General features: G+C 39.0%; 18 protein-coding genes and 1 riboswitch. Of the genes, 10 read left to right on the forward strand and 8 right to left on the reverse strand.

All coding sequences use genetic code 11. The features are described from left to right. Positions 1 to 47 precede the first annotated feature (47 nt). The 3 genes from metE to AB1Z56_RS23235 all read right to left on the reverse strand — a co-directional run bounded on the left by metE (position 48) and on the right by AB1Z56_RS23235 (position 5,363). Positions 48 to 2,360 carry a 5-methyltetrahydropteroyltriglutamate--homocysteine S-methyltransferase gene (gene metE, locus AB1Z56_RS23225; RefSeq protein WP_312188665.1) on the reverse strand — a complete coding sequence of 771 codons (2,313 nt, stop codon included), beginning with the start codon at positions 2,358 to 2,360 and terminating at the stop codon, positions 48 to 50. A 78-nt stretch (positions 2,361 to 2,438) separates the two neighbouring features. After that, positions 2,439 to 2,542, reverse strand: a riboswitch (SAM riboswitch). A 187-nt stretch (positions 2,543 to 2,729) separates the two neighbouring features. Continuing rightward, the gene (locus AB1Z56_RS23230) at positions 2,730 to 3,419 is read right to left on the reverse strand and encodes a response regulator transcription factor (protein WP_172840643.1); all 690 of its coding nucleotides are present in this window, start codon (positions 3,417 to 3,419) and stop codon (positions 2,730 to 2,732) included. Between the two features lie 111 nt (positions 3,420 to 3,530). Next, entirely contained in the window at positions 3,531 to 5,363 is a 1,833-nt protein-coding gene (locus AB1Z56_RS23235) for a sensor histidine kinase (RefSeq protein WP_309360033.1), read from the reverse strand. A gap of 444 nt (positions 5,364 to 5,807) precedes the next feature. Between AB1Z56_RS23235 and AB1Z56_RS23240 the strand changes: the two genes are divergently transcribed. Next, positions 5,808 to 6,137: a hypothetical protein gene (locus AB1Z56_RS23240; protein WP_309360035.1), complete on the forward strand. Its 330-nt coding sequence runs from the start codon at positions 5,808 to 5,810 to the stop codon at positions 6,135 to 6,137. Between the two features lie 44 nt (positions 6,138 to 6,181). On the opposite strand, the gene pyk is transcribed toward AB1Z56_RS23240, so the two are convergent. Together pyk and AB1Z56_RS23250 are read right to left on the reverse strand one after the other, a co-directional pair. Continuing rightward, entirely contained in the window at positions 6,182 to 7,609 is a 1,428-nt protein-coding gene (gene pyk, locus AB1Z56_RS23245) for a pyruvate kinase (protein ID WP_309360037.1), read from the reverse strand. A gap of 134 nt (positions 7,610 to 7,743) precedes the next feature. After that, complete coding sequence (locus tag AB1Z56_RS23250) at positions 7,744 to 8,238, reverse strand: IPExxxVDY family protein (protein WP_309360039.1); 495 nt, start codon at positions 8,236 to 8,238, stop codon at positions 7,744 to 7,746. A 287-nt stretch (positions 8,239 to 8,525) separates the two neighbouring features. Between AB1Z56_RS23250 and AB1Z56_RS23255 the strand changes: the two genes are divergently transcribed. The 8 genes from AB1Z56_RS23255 to AB1Z56_RS23290 all read left to right on the forward strand — a co-directional run bounded on the left by AB1Z56_RS23255 (position 8,526) and on the right by AB1Z56_RS23290 (position 17,230). Further along, a complete protein-coding gene (locus AB1Z56_RS23255) occupies positions 8,526 to 8,762 on the forward strand; it encodes an acyl carrier protein (RefSeq protein WP_028070665.1) in 237 nt (78 codons plus the stop codon). 27 nt (positions 8,763 to 8,789) lie between these two features. Beyond that, positions 8,790 to 10,043: a beta-ketoacyl-ACP synthase II gene (fabF, locus tag AB1Z56_RS23260; protein ID WP_120333106.1), complete on the forward strand. Its 1,254-nt coding sequence runs from the start codon at positions 8,790 to 8,792 to the stop codon at positions 10,041 to 10,043. Between the two features lie 84 nt (positions 10,044 to 10,127). Continuing rightward, entirely contained in the window at positions 10,128 to 10,868 is a 741-nt protein-coding gene (rnc, locus tag AB1Z56_RS23265) for a ribonuclease III (protein ID WP_293905508.1), read from the forward strand. Between the two features lie 24 nt (positions 10,869 to 10,892). Beyond that, a complete protein-coding gene (hisS, locus tag AB1Z56_RS23270) occupies positions 10,893 to 12,275 on the forward strand; it encodes a histidine--tRNA ligase (RefSeq protein ID WP_426790316.1) in 1,383 nt (460 codons plus the stop codon). Between the two features lie 243 nt (positions 12,276 to 12,518). Then, on the forward strand, positions 12,519 to 13,514 hold the full coding sequence (gene pdhA, locus AB1Z56_RS23275; RefSeq protein ID WP_046674850.1) for a pyruvate dehydrogenase (acetyl-transferring) E1 component subunit alpha: 996 nt from the start codon (positions 12,519 to 12,521) through the stop codon (positions 13,512 to 13,514). Positions 13,515 to 13,543: 29 nt separating this feature from the next. Beyond that, entirely contained in the window at positions 13,544 to 15,172 is a 1,629-nt protein-coding gene (locus tag AB1Z56_RS23280; protein ID WP_426790317.1) for a 2-oxo acid dehydrogenase subunit E2, read from the forward strand. Positions 15,173 to 15,553: 381 nt separating this feature from the next. Then, positions 15,554 to 16,744: a serine hydrolase domain-containing protein gene (locus tag AB1Z56_RS23285; protein ID WP_426790318.1), complete on the forward strand. Its 1,191-nt coding sequence runs from the start codon at positions 15,554 to 15,556 to the stop codon at positions 16,742 to 16,744. 126 nt (positions 16,745 to 16,870) lie between these two features. Continuing rightward, a complete protein-coding gene (locus AB1Z56_RS23290) occupies positions 16,871 to 17,230 on the forward strand; it encodes a CoA-binding protein (RefSeq protein WP_309360049.1) in 360 nt (119 codons plus the stop codon). Here AB1Z56_RS23290 and AB1Z56_RS23295 read toward each other — a convergent pair. From AB1Z56_RS23295 to AB1Z56_RS23305, 3 genes are all read right to left on the reverse strand, one after another. Next, positions 17,227 to 18,477 carry an ROK family transcriptional regulator gene (locus AB1Z56_RS23295; RefSeq protein WP_426790319.1) on the reverse strand — a complete coding sequence of 417 codons (1,251 nt, stop codon included), beginning with the start codon at positions 18,475 to 18,477 and terminating at the stop codon, positions 17,227 to 17,229. The two genes, AB1Z56_RS23290 and AB1Z56_RS23295, sit on opposite strands and share 4 nt — an antisense overlap. A gap of 151 nt (positions 18,478 to 18,628) precedes the next feature. Continuing rightward, entirely contained in the window at positions 18,629 to 22,030 is a 3,402-nt protein-coding gene (locus tag AB1Z56_RS23300) for a DUF1080 domain-containing protein (RefSeq protein ID WP_426790320.1), read from the reverse strand. Positions 22,031 to 22,042: 12 nt separating this feature from the next. Next, positions 22,043 to 23,311, reverse strand: coding sequence for a Gfo/Idh/MocA family oxidoreductase (locus tag AB1Z56_RS23305; RefSeq protein WP_309360055.1), 1,269 nt, complete (start codon positions 23,309 to 23,311; stop codon positions 22,043 to 22,045). Positions 23,312 to 23,693: 382 nt separating this feature from the next. Here AB1Z56_RS23305 and AB1Z56_RS23310 point away from each other — a divergent pair, with 382 nt between their 5' ends. Then, the gene (locus AB1Z56_RS23310; RefSeq protein ID WP_426790321.1) at positions 23,694 to 25,835 is read left to right on the forward strand and encodes a glycosyl hydrolase family 95 catalytic domain-containing protein; all 2,142 of its coding nucleotides are present in this window, start codon (positions 23,694 to 23,696) and stop codon (positions 25,833 to 25,835) included. Positions 25,836 to 25,884 lie beyond the last annotated feature (49 nt).

Below are 25,884 nucleotides of genomic sequence, written 5' to 3' on the forward strand. Positions count from 1 at the left end.
GCCCTAGCTGAAATTTCAGCTAGGGCTTTATCAATATAGTTTAAGAATTATTCTGCTCTTAAGATTTTAGCAGCCTCAACCATCGACTCTAAAGCCGCTTTGGTTTCTGGCCAAGCACGAGTTTTCAAGCCACAGTCAGGGTTAACCCAAAGTTGTTCTGCTGGAACTACTGCTTTTGCTTTGCGTAATAGATCGACCATCTCATCTTTGCTTGGTACGCGTGGTGAGTGAATGTCATAAACACCGGGGCCAATATCATTTGGATATTTGAAATCACCAGCGAAAGCATTCAATAATTTCATTTGAGAACGTGAAGTCTCAATCGTGATAACGTCAGCATCCATTGCGGCGATATCTTCGATTACATTATTGAATTCTGAGTAACACATGTGCGTGTGGATTTGTGTATCATCTTCTACGTTTGATGAAGAAACACGGAAAGCACGTACTGCCCAGTTCAAGTAATCTTTTTGATCAGCTTTACGCAAAGGTAATCCTTCACGGATAGCTGGCTCATCAATTTGGATGATTTTGATACCTGCTTTTTCCAAGGCTTGTACTTCATCCAAGATTGCCAATGCAATTTGGTAAGTCGTTGTTGAACGCGGTTGATCGTTACGTACGAAAGACCATTGTAAAATTGTTACAGGGCCAGTCAACATACCTTTAACCGGACGGTTTGTCAATGATTGTGCATATGAAGACCAACGTACAGTCATATCTTCAGGACGGTATACGTCACCATAGATAATCGGAGGTTTTACACAACGTGAACCGTAAGATTGTACCCAACCGTTTTGAGTGAAAGCGTATCCGGCTAATTGTTCACCGAAGTATTCAACCATGTCGTTACGCTCGAATTCGCCGTGTACTAATACGTCGATATCCAATTGCTCTTGAAGACGGATGGTGTTTTCTGTTTCTTCTGCGATTGCTTTATCGTATTCTGCCTGCGTGATAGCACCTTTTTTAAGGTCTGCTCTCCATTTACGAACATCTTTCGTTTGTGGGAATGAACCAATAGTTGTGGTCGGGAACGCTGGTAAGTTGAATTTCGCTTGTTGCGCTGCTTTACGGTCAGCAAATGCTGAAGTACGTTTTGCATCGTCATCAGTGATATTGCTTGTACGTGTTTTAACCTCTGGTTTGTGGATCAATGGAGACGTACGACGGCTTTCAGCAGCAGCTTTGTTAGCTTCGAAGCGTTTTGCTGTTTCAGCATCAACTTCACCTTCCGCTAGTACAGCTAAGTCTTTTACCTCTGCTAATTTTTGTTTAGCAAATGCTAACCAGTTTTTTACTTCAGCTGGTAACGATTGCTCATTGTGTTCATTGTCTAGGTCAAAAGGAACGTGCAACAAAGATGAAGAAGGAGCTACCCATACACGGTCTTTTCCTAAGGCATCAACAGCTTGTTTGATTTTAACCAATGATTTTTCGTAATCATTTTTCCAGATGTTACGGCCTTCAACAATACCCAAAGATAATGTCAATGAAGCAGGAACTTTAGCTAAGACTGTATCCAATTGGTTTTCACCGCGTACCAGATCCAAATGTAAAGCATGGATAGGTAGGTTAACTGCGATATCTTCGTTATCTTTTAAAGCTTCGAAGTAAGTAGTTGCGATTAATTTGATGTTTTTTGCTGCTGCAGCTAATTTTTCGAAAGTCGGTTGATATAAAGCTTTTACTTTAGCATCTAAATCTAATGCTAAGAAAGGCTCGTCAATCTGAACATATTGCGCACCAGCTTCAGCTAGTTTAGCTAATATTTGCTCATATACTGGAATAAGTTTATCCAATAAATCGATACGGTCGAATCCAGCTTCTTTTTCTTTACCGATCAAAAGGTATGTGATAGGACCTAGTAAAACTGGTTTCGTATCGATGCCTAATGATTTAGCTTCGTTATATTCATTTAAGAATTTTTCAGAAGTCAATTTGAATTCTTGATCCTTTGTGAATTCTGGCACCATGTAGTGGTAGTTTGTGTCCAACCACTTGGTCATTTCCATTGCAGTTACGTCAATTCCTTCTTGTTGGAAACCGCGCGCCATGGCAAAATATAGATCTAAGCTGTAATTGTTGTCTACTTTATTCAATAAAGAATGGTAACGAGCAGGAATTGCACCAACAGTAAGGGTTAAATCCAATACTTGATCGTAAAAAGAGAAATCATTGGAAGGAATCAAATCGATTCCAGCATCTTTTTGTGTTTTCCAATTGCCTTCACGAATTTTTTTTGCTGTGTCCAATAATTCCTCAACAGAAGATTTTTTAGCCCAATAGGCCTCATTGGCTTTTTTCAATTCGCGGAACGCGCCCACACGAGGGTAACCTAAATTGTTAGTCAATAACATAATGAATGTTTTTAATATTTCTTTTTCAACTATATTTCTTGCTAGAGAGAGAAGGACACACTAGAATTCGGTGACTTCGGCTTATCATTCCCATATCAATTAGGGTAGAATTTAGCACCTTGTCAAGGGACAGGTTGCTAAGGCTTCATCGGGTCTATTCCCTCTGCCTTTCTCTATAAGCGATGCTAAGTTAAAACATTTCTTTCTGAAATGCAAATTTTTTATAAAAGTGCGTCTATTTTTTATATTCTACTAAGAATGAAATTGTTTTGTTCTTTTATTTTCATCCATGAATTTGTGTATGTCATGCACCAATACGCTGTGTAGCATAAAAAAGGGGAATGACTGTATTTCTCATTCCCCCTTTTTTTAGCTCACCAAAAGTTTGTAACCTTTTCCGTGCACGTTGACAATTTCAACTTTACTGTCTTCTTTTAGGTATTTACGAAGTTTACTGAGAAATACATCCATACTTCTACCTGTAAAGTAGTTGTCATCATGCCATATTTTTAATAGGGCTTCTTCTCGAGTCAGAACATCATTTTTCTTTAAACAAAGTAGGCGAAGTAGTTCGGCTTCTTTCGTCGATAGTTTTTGCATCTGTCCCTTGTAGGAGATCTGCTGACTTGTATAATCAAAGAAATAATCACCTATTTCAAATTTATCAGCAACCACTTCCTCCTCCTTATCCCGAACACTACGTTTCAGCAATGCATTGATGCGGAGCAATAGTTCCTCAACTCGAAAAGGCTTGGTGATATAATCATCACCTCCCAATTCAAAGGCTTCAGTTTTATCTTCCATCATGCCTTTTGCAGTGGCAAAGATTATGGGAACTGTATTGTTTGTTTTTCTGATCTCACGCCCAACTGTAAAGCCGTCCTTTTTTGGCATCATGACGTCAAAAATGCAGAGGTCGTAATTATTTTTTTTGAATTGAGAAATTGCTTCATCGCCATCGGTGCACAATGTGACGTCAAATTTTCCCTTTAATTCGAGATAGTCTTTTAAAAGATCCCCTAAATTAGGATCATCTTCTGCTAATAATATCTTTTGCATAATGAATATATTAATTTTCACTTATGTTCCTTGACCTTGATAAGCCGTAGGGCCGGATTTCCCTGACCTTTGAGGTTCTTATATAAAGGAAATATACAAAAAAGGAACGTTTTATTTTTTAATAGGCAAAATTACTTCAAAGGTCGTGCCCTTATCTTTTTCACTTTTAACTGTAATTTTCCCGTTCAGCCTTCTCAGAATATCCTGTACATAACTTAAGCCAAGACCAAATCCTTTGACGTTATGAACATTTCCAGTCGGAATACGGTAAAATTGATCGAAAATCTTTTGCAGGTGATCGCGACTCATACCGATGCCGTTGTCGGCAATAGTAACGACAATGGTATCGCCTACATTTTTTGAATTAATATTAACATGTAAATCCCCTTTACTGTACTTGATCGCATTGTCCAGTAGATTGTAGAATACATTCGAAAAATGCAGTTCATCACCGATGACAATATCCTTGGTAGCTGCAAGGTCTATACTGAATTTCCCAGCAATATTCTGCATACGCAGCTGCATGCTGTCTGTTACAGCAGAAAGGAGATCATTGATGTGCACCTCTACCTGGTCGAGTTTTAGGGTTTCTTTTTCTAATCTTGCCAAGTCGAGTACACGTTCAATATGATTCCCAAGCCTAACATTTTCATCATAGATAATATTGGCCAATTTTTGAACGCGCATATGGTCTGCATTGATATCAGGATCTTTCAGCGATTCACTGGCAATCATGATGGTTGCAACCGGTGTTTTAAATTCGTGCGTCATGTTGTTGATGAAGTCTGTTTTCATCTCCGAAACTTTCTTTTGCCTGAAGATGATAATCAGGGTATAGGCAAAACAACCTACCAATAAGAAAAGCAATGCCAGCATAGGTAACAGTAGATAGCCCATATTATCTGCGATTATGGCCTTTTTATTTGGGAAGTAAATTGTTAATTTTCCCGGTGCAGCCCCTATATCGCCTTTAAAAAGTGCGGTAGAGTACTTTGTTGTATTCGTCGGGTTATTTAAGGTTGCTTCGTTTAGGATATTATTGAGTAATATATTGTTTGTACTCCATATTTCGATATTAAACGGTGCCTTAATATCGCGTTGAGCCAACTCATCCTTGATCAGTTCTTGGACGATAATGACGTTCAACCGATCCTTTAACGGGCGTTTAGCCAATTCCATTCCAATTGCGACATCTTCAATGTAATCTGCTTTTTTACCGCCCAGCATGGCCACCGAATCGTATACATTGAAACCGCTCCAAGAATTCTTCCTATTGAGCATATCCAATCTTTTTTCTAAATCGGAGATGGTTTTTGTAAGCTTTGCGTTCTCTCTTGGAGGTAATGTGGCTACTCTGAATTTTGTTTGTTGATTGACCAGTGGGTCCATTAGGGGGATAACAAACCGCGTGCTATCGTCTTTTCCGTTGATCTGATCATCGACCTTTGAAGCATTTAACATAATAAAAGCCTGTACCAAATTATCGTCGGTCAGCTCATTTGAAACAGAAAATTTGATAAATTTCTGGTACTCCGGTCTTTTGATGTATGTTTCGTAAAATGAATTTTTGATTTCAATTACATTTGGATACAATGCACGTAATTGGTCTTCTTGCTCCTTGAAGGTGGAGAAAACAGTATGTTGTTTGTTCTTCAGCTCTTCAATTCTATACTGAATTTCGAGTTGTTCGGCCAACAGGCGTTGTTTTGCTTGTTCCTGCTTGGATTTTTGAATATTACGCTCCTGTTGGACTTTAGCAAAGTCAACAACTTCCCGTCGTTCAAGCTTTCCGGCAACAGCTGTAATGGCAGCATTGACAGACTCATCAAATAATTGAGATTTTTGACGATAAGAATCTCTCAGAAAATAGAATTGCATGGCCAATACACCGATAAGGGCTAGTGACATCAGTCCAATGATTAATACAATGCTATTTTTCTTCATTAGAATAGGGTATTAAATAAATGTATTTTGATTGTATCACAAAGTTTATAACTCTCAGTTTGTTTACCATTTGCGTATTTATTCCTTATGCCATATTTAGTAGTCATGAAGGTGCGATAGCTCATTTTCTTAAATTGTTACAAATATAAAGATGCTGATGTGTTTTGAAGCCGTTTTAACAATGTTTAACAGGAATCTGTTTAAATATAGGTGTTGTTGTTTGTAAATTAGTGAATAGAGATGAGTTATGTCATGAATTTGGCTATGCTTGTCGAATTTTAATCTATGAAGTGGTGTCTGACTGATGGATGAAAATAAGCTAGTGAATTCATGAATAGGTGTGAACTATATGCATGAATTCGATTTAAGATAATCAGGAATGAATAAGCCAAGTGTTCACGTTTACTCATAGAAGCGCAGATACTCTTAAATAACTATATATAGATGAAAAGTTACGTATTATTATTGGTATTGTCTTCCATCGGAACGATTGTTTTAGGACAAGTGAAGATGAAGCCGCAGATTCCTTTAATGGAGGAAAAAGAATCAAAAATGCCTGTCTTTAAATTGGATTCTTCAGATGAAAAGTATCATATGCCCATTAAGAAGTTAAATCGCGTGGATGGTCTAGCTCCAATGCCAGGAACTGAAAAAATGCCGAAAGGGGATGGGAAAGCAGAAAGTTTTCCGTTAAGGCGACTGGATGATTCGCTAAAAGTGAAGGACTTTAAATTAAAAATAGACTCCTTATATCCAAACAGGCAAAAAAAATAGCGTTCTATTTAGAACGCTATTTTTTTTGTTTTGATCTTTATTTTCTATAACTGAGAAACGCGGATTGTATTTGTTTTGCCTTTTTCGATCAATGGTGTTGAAGCTGTATTGATGATGATCGAGCCTGGTTTAACATAGTTGTTTTTTACGATAAACTTGTTGACATCATGGATAGATCCATCCGTGCTTTCGAACTTGTCATAGATAAAGGTTTTTACACCCCAAAGCAGGCTTAGTTGTTTCAAAAGTGTTTGTGTTCCTGTGAAAACTAAGATATCTACATTTGGTCTATAGCTAGTAATTTCAAATGCTGTTGCGCCAGATGAGGTCAATACGGCAATTGCTGAGGCATTTGTTTTTTGAGCAAGGTAAACCGAAGAAGCACAAATGGCATCCGGAATAAGCGTTCCATCGTGGATTTCACTAACTTTCTCATTATAATAAGGATAAGAAGTTTGTTCCACGTGGATAATGATTTTGCTCATTGTTTCGATAACGATTTCTGGGAATTCACCGACAGAAGTCTCGCCACTTAACATCACAGCATCCGCTCCATCCAATACGGAGTTGGCTACGTCATTTACTTCAGCACGTGTAGGACGTGGTGTAGTGATCATACTTTCCAGCATCTGTGTTGCAATAATCACAGGTTTTGAAAGATCTCTACATTTCTGTACGATGATCTTTTGAAGTCCTGGTACCTCTTCCATTGGAAGCTCAACACCCAAGTCTCCACGAGCAACCATAACAGCATCTGTAGCTTCGATAATTGCATCAATATTCTCAATCGCTTCTGGTTTTTCAACTTTTGCGATTACACGTGCATGGCTTCCTTTTGCCTCAATGATTTTTTTACATTGAAAAATATCTTCTGCCGAACGGACGAAAGACATAGCGATCCAGTCTGCCCCATGATCCAAGGCAAAATTTAAGTTGTCTAAATCTTCCTCTGTCAGTGAAGGGATAGATACTTTGGTGTTTGGTAAATTAACGCCTTTACGTGAAGTAAGGACACCGCCGTGTACAACTTCACAGGTAACTGTATCTTTATGATTGGTCTCTAAAACACGAAGTTGAAGTTTTCCGTCGTCAAGTAAAATGATTTCGTTGGCTTCAACGTCGTTTGGAAAGTTTTCGTATGTAATGTAGATTCTGTTTTCGTCTCCGATAAGTTCATGTGTTGTGATTTCAACTTTTGAACCATTTACGAGAACGGCACCACCTTCTTTCATTTTTCCGATCCTAATTTTTGGACCTTGTAAGTCTGCTAAGATGGCAACATTGAATCCTGTTTCATTATTTATTGCATTTATAGTTTCGATTACCTTAAGGTGATCTTCCTGGCTGCCATGAGAGAAATTCAACCGGCACACATCAACCCCTTTGGCAATCATGTTGGTCAAAACTTGTTTGTCTGCCGAGGCAGGGCCTAATGTTGCGACAATTTTAGTCCTTTTTTGAACTTTTTCCATCTGTTATTTTGTATTTTAAATGTTCTTCATTAATCACAACAAATAGCGCGCTACATTGTTGTGTTTTGTCAAAACTAAATCGAATTAATTTAGATCTAAACTGGGGTGTATTTGCTACACTAACCTACAGTTTGCTAAAATATGAGATTTTCTTTAGATTTCAATATTTTTGGTGATATTTCTTTTGCAATGACGACTTCGGGTAATTTGCTGATCCTTTTGATAATATGCTCCACGTCATCTTCGCAGATATAGTTTTTGATGATGATAAAAAAATCAAAGTGTGGGTTTTCGGGAATTAAATAAGTTCCTTCGATGCTCTTGTTGTTGATCAGGAAATATTCTGTGTCGGCATCGGGGATAAGATAATGAAAAGCAGTGAAGTGGTGGCTTATTTTTTTCTTTGTGTCAAAGATAATGTGATATTCAAGCTCTTCTTCGGATTTGTTTTTTTGTCGACCATCATGGTCATATTTGCTTTCTTTTCCTCTGGAAAAATTCAGATTAGTCTCCTTATTGATGAAATGGCAGAGTCGGTAATCTTTCAAGGAACAGGTAATGGCGAGTAGGGTAAAATCCAACTCTTCGTCCATATCCATATCTAATCTTGCTACTAACTTATTGACCACTTTAATGCTTAAATATATGTCCCTCTGTTAACGAAGGTACTAATAATTTTAAGGTCGGAATATACTTTTTGTGTAAAATTTGAGTTAATTAGCTGAGCGTTTGGAATACAAAATATTTTTTGTTATACTTGAACTAAGTTAATATAGAGTGGGTTAGCTAGTATAAGACGCGAATAAGTTCGGTCGCCTAACGTGGTGACTTTCATCTAAATATCAATTTAGGTTTGAATTTTGATGAAATTTATTTTTCTTTGCACAGATTTATTAAACAATTAAACTATAAAATCATGTCAGATATCGCTTCAAGAGTAAAAGCAATTATCGTTGAAAAATTAGGTGTTGACGAAAACGAAGTAACACCAGAAGCTTCATTCACTAATGATTTAGGTGCTGATTCACTTGACACTGTTGAGTTGATCATGGAGTTTGAAAAAGAATTCAACGTTGCTATTCCTGATGATCAAGCAGAGACTATTGGTACTGTTGGTCAAGCAATCGCTTATTTAGAAAAAAACGTTAACTAACTAATTTAATTAGGCTAATCGTAATAAATGGAGCTTAAAAGAGTAGTAGTAACAGGATTAGGCGCCCTTACACCAATTGGAAATACCGTCTCAGCTTACTGGGAGGCGTTAATAAATGGTGTAAGCGGAGCTGCTCCTATTACGCATTTTGATGCGTCAAAATTCAAGACTCAGTTTGCATGTGAGGTAAAGGGGTTTGATCCGCATGAATTTATGGATCGTAAGGAAGCTCGTAAAGTCGATCCTTTTGTCCAGTATGCAATTGCGTCAACAGATGAGGCAATTAAAGATGCTGGCTTAGATTTTGAAAAATTAGATACAAATCGTATCGGAGTAATTTGGGGCTCAGGAATTGGGGGGTTAACAACTTTTACTGAAGAAGTTGCAAACTTTGCAAAGGGAGATGGAACACCTCGTTTCAATCCTTTCTTTATTCCTAAGATGCTTGTTGATATTGCTCCAGGACATATTTCAATGCGTCATGGTCTTCGTGGTCCTAACTTTTCCGCGGTATCGGCTTGTGCGTCAGCTACCAATGCAATGATAGATGCTTTCAACTATATTCGTATGGGTAAGGCAGATGTGATTGTTACAGGTGGATCGGAAGCGACAGTCAATGAAGCTGGAATCGGTGGATTCAACGCTATGCATGCTTTATCTACCAGAAATGATGATCCTAAAACAGCTTCTCGTCCTTTTGATAAAGATAGGGATGGTTTTGTTTCAGGTGAAGGTTCAGGTGCTTTGATCTTGGAAAGTCTGGAACACGCTTTGGCACGTGGAGCAAAAATCTATGCAGAGATTGCGGGTGGTGGCATGAGTGCTGATGCGCATCATATCACAGCATCGCATCCTGAAGGATTGGGTGCTAAACTGGCGATGACCATGGCTGTCAATGATGCAGAGATGGATTTTTCAGATATTGATTATATCAATGTTCATGGAACGTCTACACCGGTCGGTGATATTAGTGAAACGAAGGCTATTGTTGACCTGTTTGGTGAACACGCCTATAAATTGAATATCAGTTCAACTAAATCAATGACTGGACACCTTTTGGGTGCTGCGGGGGCCATAGAAACTATTGCTTCTATTTTGGCTGTCCAAAATGATATTGTCCCTCCGACAATCAATCACTTTACAGACGATCCGGAAATTGATAATAACTTGAATTTTACATTCAACAAAGCGCAAAAACGTACAGTTAATGCAGCGTTGAGTAATACATTTGGTTTCGGTGGGCATAATGCTACCGTTATTGTGAAAAAATATAAAGCTTAATGTTTGATCCTTCAAACATGGTTTGATAATATGAGCTAGCGACAGGTTCTTTAACTAGGACTTGTCGCCTTATTTTTAGAAGAGATGCCTTTTGCAAGGATATATAAATTATATTTTTCGCCAGATCGGGAATACGTTAGAAAACTAAAAAACCTGCTTGGATTTGTTCCCGGAAATGTACATCTGTACAAGATGGCGTTTAGACATAAGTCTGTCGCCGTTACCATTAAAGAGGGAGCAAAAAATAGCAACGAACGTTTAGAATTCTTAGGTGATGCTGTTTTGGGTTCGGTTGTGGCCGAACTGTTATTTAAGAAATATCCTTATAAAGATGAAGGGTTCCTGACAGAAATGCGCTCAAAAATTGTCAGTAGAGCAAACCTAAACCAGCTTTCCAGAAAGTTGGGGTTTAATGAACTTATTCAGTTTGATGCACGAATGATCAGTTTTCCCAATAAACAGGGATCCTTATTAGGCGATGCATTTGAAGCATTGATAGGAGCAGTTTATCTCGATAAGGGCTATGTTTTTACAAAGAGCTTTTTGCTTAACAGAATTATCAAACCACACGTTGATATTCATCTTCTAGAACAGACTGAAACAAACTTCAAAAGCCGGTTGATTGAATGGTGTCAGCATACGGGCAAAGAGATCGTATTTCAACAAACAGACAATCCGGAAGGGGAGTCTTCTAAAATGTTTAGTATTGAAGCGGTCGTTGATGGTGTCGTATGTGGGCTCGGACGTGATTTCAATAAAAAGTCTGCAGAGAAATCCGCAGCCGAAAAAGCCTGTGAATTCCTTAAAATTCTGGAAGTAGAATAAAGGATTTTATTAACTTTGCCAAATATGGCAGTAGTAAAACCTTCTTTGGCAAAAGGAACGCGTGATTTTTCGCCTTCCGAAATGATCAAACGCAACTATATTTTCGATACACTGAAAACGGTATTCAGAAAATATGGCTATAATGAAATACAGACCCCTTCATTTGAAAATTTAACAACTCTTACCGGTAAATACGGCGATGAGGGTGATAAATTGATCTTTAAGATCCTTAAATCAGGAGATTATTTGGACAAAGCTCCAGATAATTTGTTGCAAGAAAGGGCCTTGAATGAACTTATTCCTTTAATTTCTAATAAAGCCTTAAGATATGATCTCACGGTGCCCTTTGCACGCTACGTTGTGATGCACCAGAATGAGATCTCCTTACCATTTAAGCGTTTTCAGGTACAGCCGGTTTGGCGGGCTGATAAACCGCAAAGAGGCCGTTACCGAGAATTTTACCAATGTGATGTTGATGTGGTGGGTTCAACTAGTTTGCTGAATGAAGCTGAATTTATCCTGATTTATCAAGAGGCTTTCGAGCGTTTTGGACTGAAAGATTTTAATATTAAAATCAACAACCGGAAAATTCTTTCGGGTATTGCTGAAATTATCGGAAAGCCGGAGTTGATTGTGGATATGACTGTCGCGATTGATAAATTGGATAAAATTGGTTTGGATGGTGTCAACAAAGAATTGTTGGAAAGAGGTTTTACCGAGGAAGATCTTGCTATTTTGAAACCTATCATTTTATTAGAAGGATCCAATGATGCGAAACTCGCTGCATTAAAAGCAATTTTATCAACTTCTGCTGTTGGTTTAAATGGTATTGCCGAGATCGAAGAAGTATTTGATTATGTGTCTAAGTTAGGTGCAGATGAAAAATTACTGAAGCAGATCATTGATCTTGATATTACATTAGCTCGAGGTCTCAATTATTATACGGGTTGTATTTTTGAGGTTAAGACAAATGAAGTTGCCATGGGAAGTATTGGTGGCGGAGGCCGCTACGATGACCTTACAGGTATGTTTGGTCTGAAGGGATTGACTGGTGTTGGTGTCTCTTTTGGTGCCGACCGTATTTATGATGTCTTAGAAGAGTTAAATCTGTTCCCTGTGGGTAAAGCAGATTCAACAAAGCTCCTGATTATAAATTTTGATAAGCAACTGGAAGGTTATACCCTAAGTTTATTGAATAAGCTCCGGAAGGAAAATATCGCTTCTGAACTCTATGCTTCTCCTGTAAAGTTGAAAAAGCAGATGGGGTATGCGGATGGTAAAGGGATTCCTTATGTATTGTTAGTGGGGGAAGAAGAGGCGGCATCGGGACAATTATCTTTAAAGGACATGGAAAGTGGCGAGCAGATAAAGGTGACTGAAAGTGAGCTGATCCAAAAACTTCGATAACAAACAGTTTGTATAAAATAGATTAAGCCAAATGATTATTAAGTCCTTTGGCTTTTTTATTTTCATAAGTTTTTGATTTATTTGATTGTGCCGTTCATTTATTTGTAAACAAATGCTATATACTTTAAATCAAATGTCTTAGAAGTGTCTTAAAGTGTAAATAAAATTGATTTTTGGACAAGGAAATTCGTCCAAAATTATTAGATTTGTAGTCTAGAATAGTAAGAAAATCAAAACTTTGAAATGAGTTCAACACCTATAACAAAAGAGACATATTTGGAGTGGTATAAGTCGATGTTACTTATGCGTAAGTTTGAAGAAAAAGCAGGTCAACTTTACGGACAGCAAAAGATTCGTGGTTTCTGTCACTTGTACATAGGACAAGAGGCAGTTGTCGCTGGAACGATGTCGGTTATCAAACCTGAGGATTCTTTAATCACTGCTTATCGTGATCACGCCCACGCTTTGGCTAAAGGCGTTTCTGCAAATGCTTGTATGGCTGAATTATATGGAAAGATCACTGGTTGTTCAAAAGGTAAAGGAGGTTCTATGCACTTCTTCTCCAAAGAGCATAAATTCATGGGTGGCCATGGTATTGTTGGTGGTCAAATTCCTTTAGGTGCTGGTATCGCATTTGCTGAAAAATATCTTGGTACAGATAATGTAAATATCTGTTATATGGGTGATGGAGCTGTGCGTCAAGGTGCATTCAATGAGACATTGAACATGGCGATGTTGTGGAAACTGCCTGTTATTTTTGTATGTGAAAACAACGGTTATGCAATGGGTACTTCTGTACAACGTACAACGAACATGCAAGATATCTACAAAATGGGCTTAGGTTTTGATATGCCTTCTGCTCCAGTTGACGGAATGGATGTCGTTGCTGTACACAATGCAATGGACGAAGCTGTTCAACGTGCACGTGCAGGAGAGGGACCAACATTCCTTGAAATTCGTACTTACCGTTACAAAGGGCACTCGATGTCTGACCCAGCTAAATACCGTACTAAAGAAGAACTAGAAGCATATAAAGACCGCGATCCATTGTTGTCAACTAAACATGCTATTTTAGAAAACAACTATGCGGATGATGCTTGGTTTGCAGAAGTTGAGGCTGATGTGAAAAAAGTAGTTGAGGAGTCGGTGAAGTTTGCAGAGGAGTCTCCTTATCCAACTGCAGATGAATTGTACAAAGATGTATATGTACAACAAGACTATCCATTTATTTTAGATTAATACTCTTTAACTTGATAATATAATAAAGAATGGCTGAAGTAGTAAGAATGCCCAAAATGAGCGATACAATGACCGAAGGGGTCATCGCAAAATGGCACAAAAAAGTTGGTGATAAAGTAAATTCTGGTGATTTGGTAGCTGAGATTGAAACAGATAAAGCTACAATGGACTTTGAGTCTTACCAAGAAGGAACTCTTTTATATATTGGTCCTAAAGAAGGCGAAGCAGTGGCTATTGATGCTGTTATTGCTGTTTTAGGTGAACCGGGTGAAGATTTTCAAGCATTGTTGAGTGGTGACGCTCCTGCTGCTGAAAAAGCACCAGAGAAAACTGAAGAAAAAAAAGCAGAAGAAGTTTCTGGTCCAGAATCTTCGGCTAGTACTGTAACTCCTGAGGAATTGGGATGTACAGTGATTACTATGCCGTTGTTGAGTGATACCATGAAAGAAGGTGTCATTGCACAATGGAACTTCAAAGTTGGTGATACGATCAAATCTGACGATGCTATTGCTGATGTAGAAACTGATAAAGCGACAATGGAAGTTACTGCTTATGCTGACGGAACATTGTTATATGTTGGTCTTGAAGCTGGACAAGCTGCAAAAGTTAACGACATCATTGCGATCGTCGGTCCTGCAGGAACTGATATCACACCTTTGTTAAATCAAAAATCTGCACCTGCAAAGGCAGAAACTGCTGAAGCTCCTAAAGCTGACTCAGCTGCTGCTGTAACTGCCGCACCGGTAGCATCGACTTCAAGCGATGATGCTCGCGTGAAAGCATCTCCTTTGGCACGTAAAATTGCGCAAGAAAAAGGTATCAACTTAAGTGATATCAAAGGTTCTGCTGATGGTGGCCGTATTGTGAAGAAAGACGTTGAATCATTTGTTCCTGCTGCTGCACAACCTGTGGAGACAAAAGCTGCTGCTCCTGCAACAGAAGCCAAAGCCATTACTTTGCCGACATTTGTTGGTGAAGAGCGTTATACTGAAAAACCAGTTAACCAAATGCGTAAAACTATTGCGCGTCGTCTAGCAGAGTCATTGTTTACAGCTCCACACTTCTATTTGACTGTATCTATTGACATGGACAATGCAATGGCTGCTCGTGCTCAAATCAATGAGGTTGCTCCAGTAAAAGTTTCTTTCAATGATATCGTTGTAAAAGCTGTTGCTGTTGCCTTGAAAAAGCATCCTGCAGTAAACTCTTCATGGCAAGGTGATAAAATCCGTTTCAATGAGCATACCAACATCGGTGTTGCAATGGCTGTTGAAGATGGTTTATTAGTCCCTGTTGTGCGTTTCGCAGATGGTAAGTCATTATCACATATCTCTGCAGAGGTGAAAGATTTCGCTCAAAAAGCGAAAGCTAAAAAATTACAACCTGCGGATTGGGAAGGATCTACCTTTACAGTATCTAACTTAGGTATGTTCGGAATTGACGAATTTACATCCATTATCAACTCTCCAGATGGAGCTATCCTTTCTGTAGGAGCTATTCAGGCAGTTCCTGTTGTTAAAAATGGTGCTGTAGTTCCTGGTAATGTAATGAAAGTAACATTGGGCTGTGATCACCGTGTGGTGGATGGCGCAACTGGTGCTGCATTTTTACAGACTTTAAAATCTTTGGTTGAAAATCCAGTAAGATTATTAGCATAATCCTCTATAGGAAAATCAAAAGCCACTTTAGCAATAAAGTGGCTTTTTTTGTGTTCTTAATTGTTTAAATTCATAGGACTGAAAAAGTCGGTCCCAATATAGATACAGCCGCTATTAGTTGGTTTGACTTATGTGGGTTTTGTGTTTCTTACAGGGAAATCGAAATAATGGGTAGAAAAGGTAACATATACGATGAATAACAATTATTATGAGGAAAAAATTCGTTTTTTTATACTAAAATCTTCATTTTAGCATTATTATCAGTATGCTGATCCTTCTATTACGAGCTTGAATAATTTGCTATTATTTAAGGCAAAAGAAATAGAGGGTATTTATTGATATACAATACAGAAAACATAAAAATCCGGGAGACTTAGTATAGTGAAATTATTTTTTTTAAAGGGAATGGTCGCTCTTTTGCTGGCATCTACAATTGCCTGTAGTTCGAAAGAGAAAAAACAGAAGGAAGCAGCAATAGCGCAAGCAAAAGTAGATAGCACAAGACTCGTCTATAATCCAAATAATGCAGATCAAAAGATCGATGCTTTTATGAAAAATCTTCATTCAAAAGCTGCGTTTAACGGGAATGTGCTCGTCGCAAAAGATGGAAAAATCTTATATCAAAATACATTCGGTTGGGCTAATTACTTAAAACGAGATAGCCTGAAAATTGACGATCGGTTTGAGTTGGCTTCAGTTTCTAAACCATTAACAGCTGTTGGAATTTTGAAGTTAGTGGAGGCAGGAAAGCTACGTCTCGATCAAACGATCAATGACTTCTACCCGGATTTTCCTTATCCTGGTATTACCATAAAAATGTTATTGACTCACCGTTCGGGACTACCCAATTACGTTTATTTTTCGGAGGAGCACTGGCCAGATCGTAAGAAAGGAATGACGAATCAGGATGTGATGAAAATGCTGACCGAATTTAAACCCAATCGCTATGGCGCACCAGGAGGTCGTTTCTTTTACAATAACTCGAACTTTATGGTCTTAGGGGCCATTATTGAAAAGATATCAAAGCAAGATTACGCGACTTATATGAAAGATAGCGTATTCAATGTTGCCGGAATGACAAATACTGCCGCACTCTCTAAGGCAGTGTATGATAAAATCCCTACCAACGTTATTGGACATGATAAGGTATGGCGAAGATCGGTAGTACAAAATTTTCAGGATGGACCACTTGGCGACAAAGGGATTTATAGCACTGTACGTGACCTTTATCGTTTTGATCTGGCTTTGAGAGATGGAAGATTATTGAAGCAGTCAACATTGGATTCAGCATATCGTGGATATCCCGACGCCAAGAAAGGAATTTTTAGTTATGGATACGGTTGGCGTACCTTTGAACATGGCGATGATCATATCGTATACCATACCGGTTGGTGGCACGGTTTTAGACATATTTATGTAAGAGACTTAAAGAGAAACATTGTTATTGTTTTACTTTCTAATATGACAAACGGAAGCTTGGTCAAGTTGGATGAGCTTTATAAAATCATGGGAATGCCAGTATTACGTAAAAATGCGTATAGCAACCATGGTGATTTTATCATAGATGAGTAGCTTTCGAGCGGCACAATAAATTGAAAAGTCACTGTCACCTTTGTCCTCTAGATAAAATAGGACGGAGGTGATAAGTTAATTACCGGAAATGGGCGGGCAAAAGATGGATATAAAAGGAATAAAAAGATGAAAAAGACATTGATTTTGGGTGCTAGTACCAATCCTTCGCGTTATTCGAATAAAGCTGCAAATATGCTGCATAAGCACGGGCATGATATTGTCAATATTGGCTTGAGTGGCGGTGAAGCAGCTGGAGTTCCCATTGAAAAGAAAGGTGAGGTATACACCGATATTGATACCGTGACGATGTATCTCGGTGAGGCTAATCAGCAGGAATATTACGATTATATATTAGCTACGAAGCCAAAAAGAATTATATTTAATCCCGGGGCGGAGAATACTGAATTGGAACAGCTCGCCATGGAACATGGCATTAAGACAGAAAGAGCCTGTACTCTTGTTTTGTTGAGTACAGGGCAATTTTAGATTTTGGATTTCCGAAGCAACTCAAGTGATAGATACTTTGTGATAAAATAATTTGTCAGCCCCACAGTATTGCTGTCGAGATTTAGACTTGACACTTTGATGTCACAATGTTCCTTCAATATCGCCATGGTATAGGAATTTATGGCTTGCTGTATCGGAATGGTGATCAATTCATTTGCTTTAGCAATTTTTCCACCCAACACAATCAATTCGGGATTAAGTAGCTGTATTAAGGATGCAAATGCTTTTCCTAGGTTTGTCCCTAGTTTTGAAATCTGATTTATTGCAAACTGATCACCTTTATTTGCCGCTTCAATAATATGTGTCGGTGTTAAATGTTGTAATTCTTCTGGCTGCAATTCATTTAATTTAGTCAGCTCACCTTTTTGAATTTCCTGTTTGGCATTGTTGACCAAAGCTATTCCAGAAGCCACGGTTTCCAGGCAGCCTCTTTTGCCACAGTAGCAAAGTTCACCGTTGTCAATAAAAGGCATATGTCCTACTTCGCCGGAGTAACCATCGCGACCCAAATAGACTTCTCCATTGGACACGATTCCTAGACCTATCCCCCAATCCATCAGGATAATCAGACTATTTTTTGTGTTTTTTGCCAATCCAAATTTTAATTCCGCATAAGCTGCACCTTTGACATCATTCAATATGAAGACGGGTTTTTTATATATGCGCTCGAAATAATTAGTTATGGATTGATTATCATCATGCAAAAATGTCTCGTTGGTACCTTCCTCAGCGTTGATCAGTCCTGGCATACCAATAATAAACCCTGTTAGATTCTCGATATCAACTGATTTATCGAGAAGGTATTGATCAATAATCTGTGTGATAGTGGTTAGATTTTCTGCATCGCGAGATAATTCATTATCCAGCTCAACGGTTTCAGCAATAACATGCTGATTATTGTCCATTATACTCATTGTGATGGAGAAACGTTGGAGCTCGACCGACAGCACCTGAAATAATCCATCACATAGTTTATATAAATTAGGTTTACGTCCACCAATAGATTCTCCTTTGTCAAATTGACGGATAAAATTATCTTCCAGCAACTCTGCAATGAGGCTATTCACTGTAGGCAGGCTTAGATAGAGGTTTTTTACAATGTCATTTACCGATACAGATCCTAATTCGGCTATTAATTTTATAATGGAGATTTTATTGAATAGATTTTTCTTTTCAGGCTTACTCTCCAATTTTTTGTTAATCAGTAAGTTTACGGCTTTAGTCATAAAACATTATATTTTGAAATAGAATCCTTAGGGCTTTAATTTAGCAAAAGTTTTGGAATCATTTGGTTATTTTTCTCACTTGACAAGCAAGTTGGCTAATTAGCAAAAAGGGGATAAGATTCCTTATCCCCTCTCTACGTATAAGTTAAGACTATTTGAGTTTTTTTACCCGAATGTCTTTAAAGAATACTTCGGTACCGTGTCCTAGGAACCCGATATGACCAGAGGTCCGTTTAAGTCCAGGATGTTGTTTTCCGTCCAGCGTTCCATTTTTGCTTGCCTCTGCGATATCTGCATCCACAATGACAGTACCATTAAGCGTAACTTTGATGCGATTTCCTTTCACGACTATTTCCTCGGAGTTCCATTCCCCTACTGGTTTTAAATAGCCTTTTTTGGCAGGGACAACACCATAAATTGAACCGTGATATTGGTATTGCTTCAAGTCTTTATAGACATCCGCACCATCATCGAGTACCTGGATTTCCATGGCTTCATATGCGGCATCTCCTTCCAAAGGTGCCCGTATTCCCACACCATTGTTGGCGCCCGGAGTTAATTTGAAGTCGAAGCGATAAATAAAGTCCGCGTATTCTTCTTTTGTATAAAGGTTTCCACCAAATTTTGCATTTGGATATACCCAGATATAACCTTCGTCATTGATGACATAAGCTTGGTTTTCTGTCCACTTGTCGAGGTTTGTTCCATCAAAAAGTACTTCAAAACCTTCCTTTTTCTCTTGATCGCTCAATTTAAAGATTTGTTTTCTTGGGAATTCCTTGATAAAAAGATCTCTATAATAAACAACTGAACCATGCGCTTGTAACTCAATTTGTTCGGTAGGGAAAATTGATTGGTTTCTATCCCAGTAGTTTTCAAGAGGAACATTGTCGGTTACCAACTGTCCATTTAACCAAACTGTGACTTTATCGTCAACCATTTTGATTTTAAAGGTATTCCATTCACCAGTTGCATTGTCAGCAACTTTCAATGGTTTGCTTTCATTTTTCTGGTTGTTATATAATCCGCCAGAGCCAACTTGGGCGCCGACTCTTGTATTCGCAATATCCCAAATCTGCACTTGTGGTGTACCTCTCAAGTAAATACCGGCATCACCTTCTATACCACCATAGTTCTCCAATTTCCAATCTACGAGCATTTCAAAATCGCCATATTTCTTTACAGTAGCTAGATTATCTCCTTTACCGCTGAAGGCAATTTCACCATTGGATGCTGTCCAGCCTTTGCGCATAATATCGTCGGCTTTAGCTTGTTCTGCTGCTAAAGTTTTCTCGTTCATCTTACTGCGTTTGATCGGATCGGCGACCAATCCTTTCCAGCCACTTAGGTCCTTGCCATTGAACATCGAAACGTAACCCTCTTTGATAGGCATTTCAGCAAGATAACGGACAACAGCTTCTTTGAGATACCCACTTTCGCTGCCAGACAGTTTACCAATGACCTGTTCTAGAACTTCTCTGACCTTTTTGCCATAGAACTTATTGTCCATAGCAATGTTCATCGCTACATTTGCAGCGGTTCCGCCCAGTTGCGTATCGTTCATTAAATCCGCGGCGAAAACTAAAGACTGATATGTTCCCGTAGGCTGCAATGCGGAGAGAGCTGCTTTCTTCTGTTCCGTTGTTTTGGCAACACTGAACGCATCTTTCAACAACAAAGTTTTCTGTTCAGGTGTGTTCGAAGAAGAAGAAATTGATTTGATCAATCCGCGATATACCGTATTGAAAAGATTATCGTCTTTTTCTGTTCTGGATAGCGATACCAACTCTGGCAGTGCGTTAGAAGAGGACCAGCCTGCCAAAGACTCAATTGCAGAGGATCTTAGGCTTGTGTTATTGTTATTAAGGTATGCGGTTACAGCTTTCAATGACTGCGCGTCACCAAGCCCAGCGAAAATAGGGAAATATTTAGCGGTATTTGGCGCTGCAGACTTCGATATATTAGCGGCCAGTTTTTCAGTTAATCCTTTAGAATTTGTACTTGACTGAACCACATTGACAATGGCACGTTGCAATAGAACAGCGGATTTACTGTCTGTCGTATTGTTTAACCTATTGAATAGTTCCTCTAAGTCTGATTCCTGAGCTACATTTGGGAGTGCTTTGTTGATCGCTTCTTCGACAGCCGGGTTTGCACTCTTTATGGCTAATACAGCTTTGGATGATGTGTTGTTGGAACGTTTACTTAAAATATCCAGCAATTGAATCTTTTTGTCGTCGTCTACCGTAGCAAGGGCATTGTTGACATCGGTAACGACATTTGCATCTTTCGATGAAAGGATTAACGCTTTTACCGAGTTGTTGAATTGTTGATCGGCATTAAGAGCCTGGATTAAGGTATTGGTTTCTTTTCCCTGTGACAAGGTATTTAGTGCACTTAATCCAGCTAATTTAGTTACAGGAGACTGTGTTTTATTTACTAATGCCTGGATTAGTTTTAAGCTGCTTGCCGAACCATTGTTGGCTAGGTAGTTCAATACACTTTCTTGCACTTCAGGAGTACCCTTGCTTGCTAAAGCAAGTAAGCTTTTTGCGTCACTACCTTTTCCGTATTTTCCGAGTAATTGCAATGCAATGTTACGGTAAGCACCGTTATCACTTTTAACTGCTGCTAATAAGTTCTTTTGTTGTTTCGCTGGATCAATTGTTGTCAATAATTTAAGCGATGCAATTTGGCCGTTGATCGATTTTGCTTTTTGGGATTCCTGGAAAAATTTGTTCAGGAACTTGATCGCATCTTGATCATGTTTATTGTCGATCAGTGCTTGGGCATAATCAATACCAAGTCCTATCGCATCAAATTTGTCGTAGCTATAGCCGGCAGCATTTAATTTTTCCTGGAATAGCGATTCAGATGCTGTGCCCCCGATTTTGCTCAACGCGATTAATGCAGTCCGTTGGAAGCCATCCGAATTATATTTTTGTGTCAATCCTAAAATGGCACTTTCGGCATTTTTATCTTTTAGATCTCCAAGTGCTGTAACCAGAGCAATGGCAGTTTTCTCTGTTGTGGATGCGGCTAGAGCTTTTTCTAATGCTGCTGTCGATTCAGGGGTGCGAATAGATACTAAAGTTCTCGCTGCTGCGTCGGCAAGATAATCATTTGTGAAACAATTTGCGACAGCAGGTATAGCGGTATTATCTGCGCATTGACGTAAGAGACGTAGCGCAAAGACCTGATTTGTCGGTTCGCTCAATTGCGAGATGGATTTTGCTAAACCTTCAACAAAAACTTTTTTTTGCTGTTCTTTACCTGGCTGATTTACATAGAACGAATAACTGTTTGCTGCAAATTCTATAGGCGCATTATTGCTTCCTGGTGCTTTAAGTCCCTTGAGGAAAGTGACAACGTCGTCAGAAGAAAAGCCCTCCAGCTCATGCATGGCAAGCAAAAATTTTTCTTTTTCTTCGGCAGGCTGCTGCGCTAATACGTCTGCTATTTTTGTTGCAGTCGTTCTATTTTGTGGTTGCTGCGCGTAGGTTGCACTAGATATAAGAAGCAGTACGGTCAGCGAATTGAATATTCTTTTCATTAGGATATCTTTTTAAATAGACCAGGGGCCTCTCATTGGTTGGTGAATCAATCTATTTGCGGCGTCATCATTAATAAATAGCTCATTTTGCGAGTCATATTTTAATGATCTGTTTAGTCGTAATGCTGCTAATCCCATGTTGACCAAAGTACAAGAACGGTGTCCATTGATTTCATTCAGTGCAAACTTTTCTCTTGTGCGTACAGATTCCAGGAAATCGGTAATCTGCGGTGCCGGTTCAGGGTATTGTGCAAGTTTTCTTTCCAAATCTGGTATATCCGATTGAAAGCCTCTGTATAATTTACCTTTTGGACCTTCAATATAGGCTGCCTTTTCATCTTTCGCTTCACCGTCTAGAATGATCTGACAACCATCGGCATAGGTAAATGTAATTCGTCTCCATGTGCCCACGGCATCCGGATGTTGCTGCGGGGCATCAACGTCAACAGTAATAGGGCTTTCGTTGTCTTTACCTAAGAAGTACTGAACAGGATCCATATAATGTTGTCCCATATCTCCTAGGCCACCGCCGTCATAATCCCAATATCCTCTAAAGGTCGTATGTACACGGTGTTTATTGTAAGGCTTGTATGGTGCTGGACCTAACCAAAAATCATAGTCAAGTTCCGATGGTACTTTCTCCTCTGGTAAATTTTCCTTTCCTACCCAATAGAATTTCCAGTCAAAGCCTGTATGTTTGCTTATTGTGACTTTCAACGGCCAACCTAACATCCCTGTATCAACTAATTTTTTGATTTTGCTTACGGGAACATTCATTCCATAAAAATCATCCTTAAAACGAAACCAGGTATTTAGACGAAAGATATTGCCGTGCTGTGCAATGGCTTCTTTCACTTTTTTACCTTCACCGATAGTACGTGTCATCGGTTTTTCACACCAGATATCTTTTCCTGCTTTTGCCGCTTCGATAGACATCAGTCCATGCCAATGTGGGGGAGTAGCAATATGCACAATATCTACTTCCGGAGATTTAATCAACTCCCTAAAGTCATGGTATTCCTTCACACCACCGCCTAAGTCTGCTTGTGCTGCCGCTAGATGGGTTTTGTCCACATCACAAATGGCTACTGTTTTAGTTCCGGCGTAGCCAAAGTGTCCACGGCCCATATTGCCGACACCAATTACACCTTTGGTTAGATGGTCGCTCGGAGCAAGATAGCCCTGTCCTCCGAGTACAAAGCGTGGTACAATAGAAAATGCCGCAGCACCGACCACGGATTTTTTTATGAAATCACGCCTTGATGAATTCTGTTCTTTCATTTTGGTTGGATTAGTTGTTTTATAATTGATCCACTATTAGGCTGTTAAAAATAACGGCATTGGATATTTAATCTTAAAAATAGATAAAAAACTGATAAATGTAAACTGATAACTAAAATTTTACGTATTGTTTATTTATGTTTTGTTAAAAAATAACAAAAGAATGCTGTAGAATTCATTTCTTTCATATATAATGCCCGATTTTTGCCTATGCGCCGTTATTGTGTCTGCAAATTGTTACATTTCAATTTGGTAGCCGACCTATCGGATAGATTAGGAAAGCCCTACTGATCAATTTTTCTCAATCGTTTTCGTAAAAGGTGCTTGATTTCAGTCGAATAATCCAGCATCTTTATGGTCGCTCTGATAGCATTAAATCCTAATGATGAATCTAAGAATACTATTTTTTCTCATTTGCGCGATATTCCAGTCAATTTCTGGATCGGCACAATTTAGAATTCCCGCACTGGGTCATTCCATTTATGAAGGTGTATTTACCGGGAATGGTCTACTGGGAACAATGACTTATATAGCCGGTAAGAATTCAATGCGCGTGGATATTGGAAGAACTGATGTTTATGATCATCGAGCGAATTCAGCCGATAAATTGTTTGATCAGGCGCGTATGTCGTTAGGTCATTTTGAAATAGAATTTGAAAGCCCGATTGTGCAGGCACAAGGAGAAATTCATCTAAAAGATGCTTATGCTGAGGCGAACGTCAGCACAAGCAAAGGGAGGATGAGAATTCGGACGACCACCTTATCGAATGACAACATTATCTTGCTAGAAGTATTTAAAAAAGATTTTGACGGGAATTACCACCTGACATGGAAACCTGATGAAGCCATCAGTCCAAGGATGGGATTCAGCTATACACAGAAACCCAAAAATTATCCAGCAAACCCAAAAGGGAGTTTTGGCACACAAGGCGAAACAAAATATTTTGATCAGCCTCTTCTAGCCTGGGGAGGGTATGTGACGGCTTATTGGAGCAAATCTGATAAAGAAGTGGATACCTATTTAATTACTGTAGATTATAGCCAGCATGGAACCGCTTATGTCAAAACGGCCATCAATTATGTTCAGAACTTTAGTAAGCAAAAGTTAACGAAAGGATTGGCATCCCATCGCAAGTGGTGGACCAACTATTTTAAGGCATCGACCCTGGAATTGCCAGATACAGTTTACCAGCAGTTTTATGATATGCAGTTGTATAAGCTTGCCAGTGCAACGAGGTCAGATAAACCTGCCATGGATTTACAGGGGCCTTGGACCAGCCCAACTCCCTGGCCAGCTTATTGGCTCAACCTTAATATGCAACTCGCTTATTCACCAGTATTCAAAGCCAACCAACTTGGTATCGCAAATTCTTTAATCCAGATGATTGACCGGAATAAAGATCAGTTAAAACAAAATGTTCCAGAACCTTATCGTTATAATAGTTTGGCTGTAGGCCGGTCCTCGGGACCATCTTTATGGAGCCCTGTTCTTTTGGCTAAGAATGTGCCACTTGAAGGAGCTTCCGATGGTGAAAAAGAATTGGGAAATCTAATCTGGCTCTTGCATAGCTATTATCAGTATTATCGAGCGACGATGTCGCAAGATGTATATGATCGCTTGTTCCCGCTTCTAAAGGAAGCGATAAATTATCATTTGCACTTATTGGAAAAGGATCAAACTGGGAAATACCGTATCGGTGTAAAAACCTATTCACCTGAATATCCTAAGGGCTACGCTTATGATACAAATTATGATCTTTCCATTTTCAGATGGGGGCTCAAGACACTTATTGAGCTGGATCAAGAAAGAGGCGGCAGGGATAAACTTCACGCTGTCTGGAAGGACGTATTGGTCAACTTGATTGATTATCCACAAGATGCCGATGGCTTTATGATTGCAAAAGACCTTCCCTATGGAGAGTCGCATCGTCATTATTCGCATCTCATGATGATTTACCCTTTTTACGATATAAACTGGGATCAGGTAAATAATCAAGCGCTTATTGAACGTTCTATTGCACATTGGCAGAGCAAAAAGCAATGGTTGCAGGGGTATTCATTTACAGGAGCTGCTTCTATGTATGCCATGATGGGGCGAGGAGATTCGGCTTTGGCTTCGCTGGATGTTTTATTACAGAAATATATTAAAGCCAATACCCTATATGCCGAAAGCGGCCCGGTGATAGAAACTCCACTGGCGGCGATGGCGAGCATTCAAGAACTGTGTATGCAATATTGGAATGGCATATTACGCGTGTTTCCTGCTATTCCGCATAAATGGGAGGATGTATCCTTTGCCAATTTTTTGGCAGATGGTGGAAATCTTGTATCGGCACAGCGGAAAAATGGAAAAACGATCGGTATCCAGATTAAAAGTCAATATGGCGGTCGCATACGTTTAAAAGCTGGTGTAAGAGCACCAGAGGTAAAGATACAGGGAAAAGGCACATTTGATATAGCGCAGGACGGAATGATTGATTTGAATCTTGATAAGGGGGCAATCGCTTTGATCGTTGCACGTTGATAACGCGAGATTAAAGAAAGTCAGACAGGACAAGCTAAATAGGAAGATT

The organism is Sphingobacterium sp. WOUb80 (assembly GCF_050058145.1).
In the GTDB taxonomy this organism is placed as follows: domain Bacteria; phylum Bacteroidota; class Bacteroidia; order Sphingobacteriales; family Sphingobacteriaceae; genus Sphingobacterium.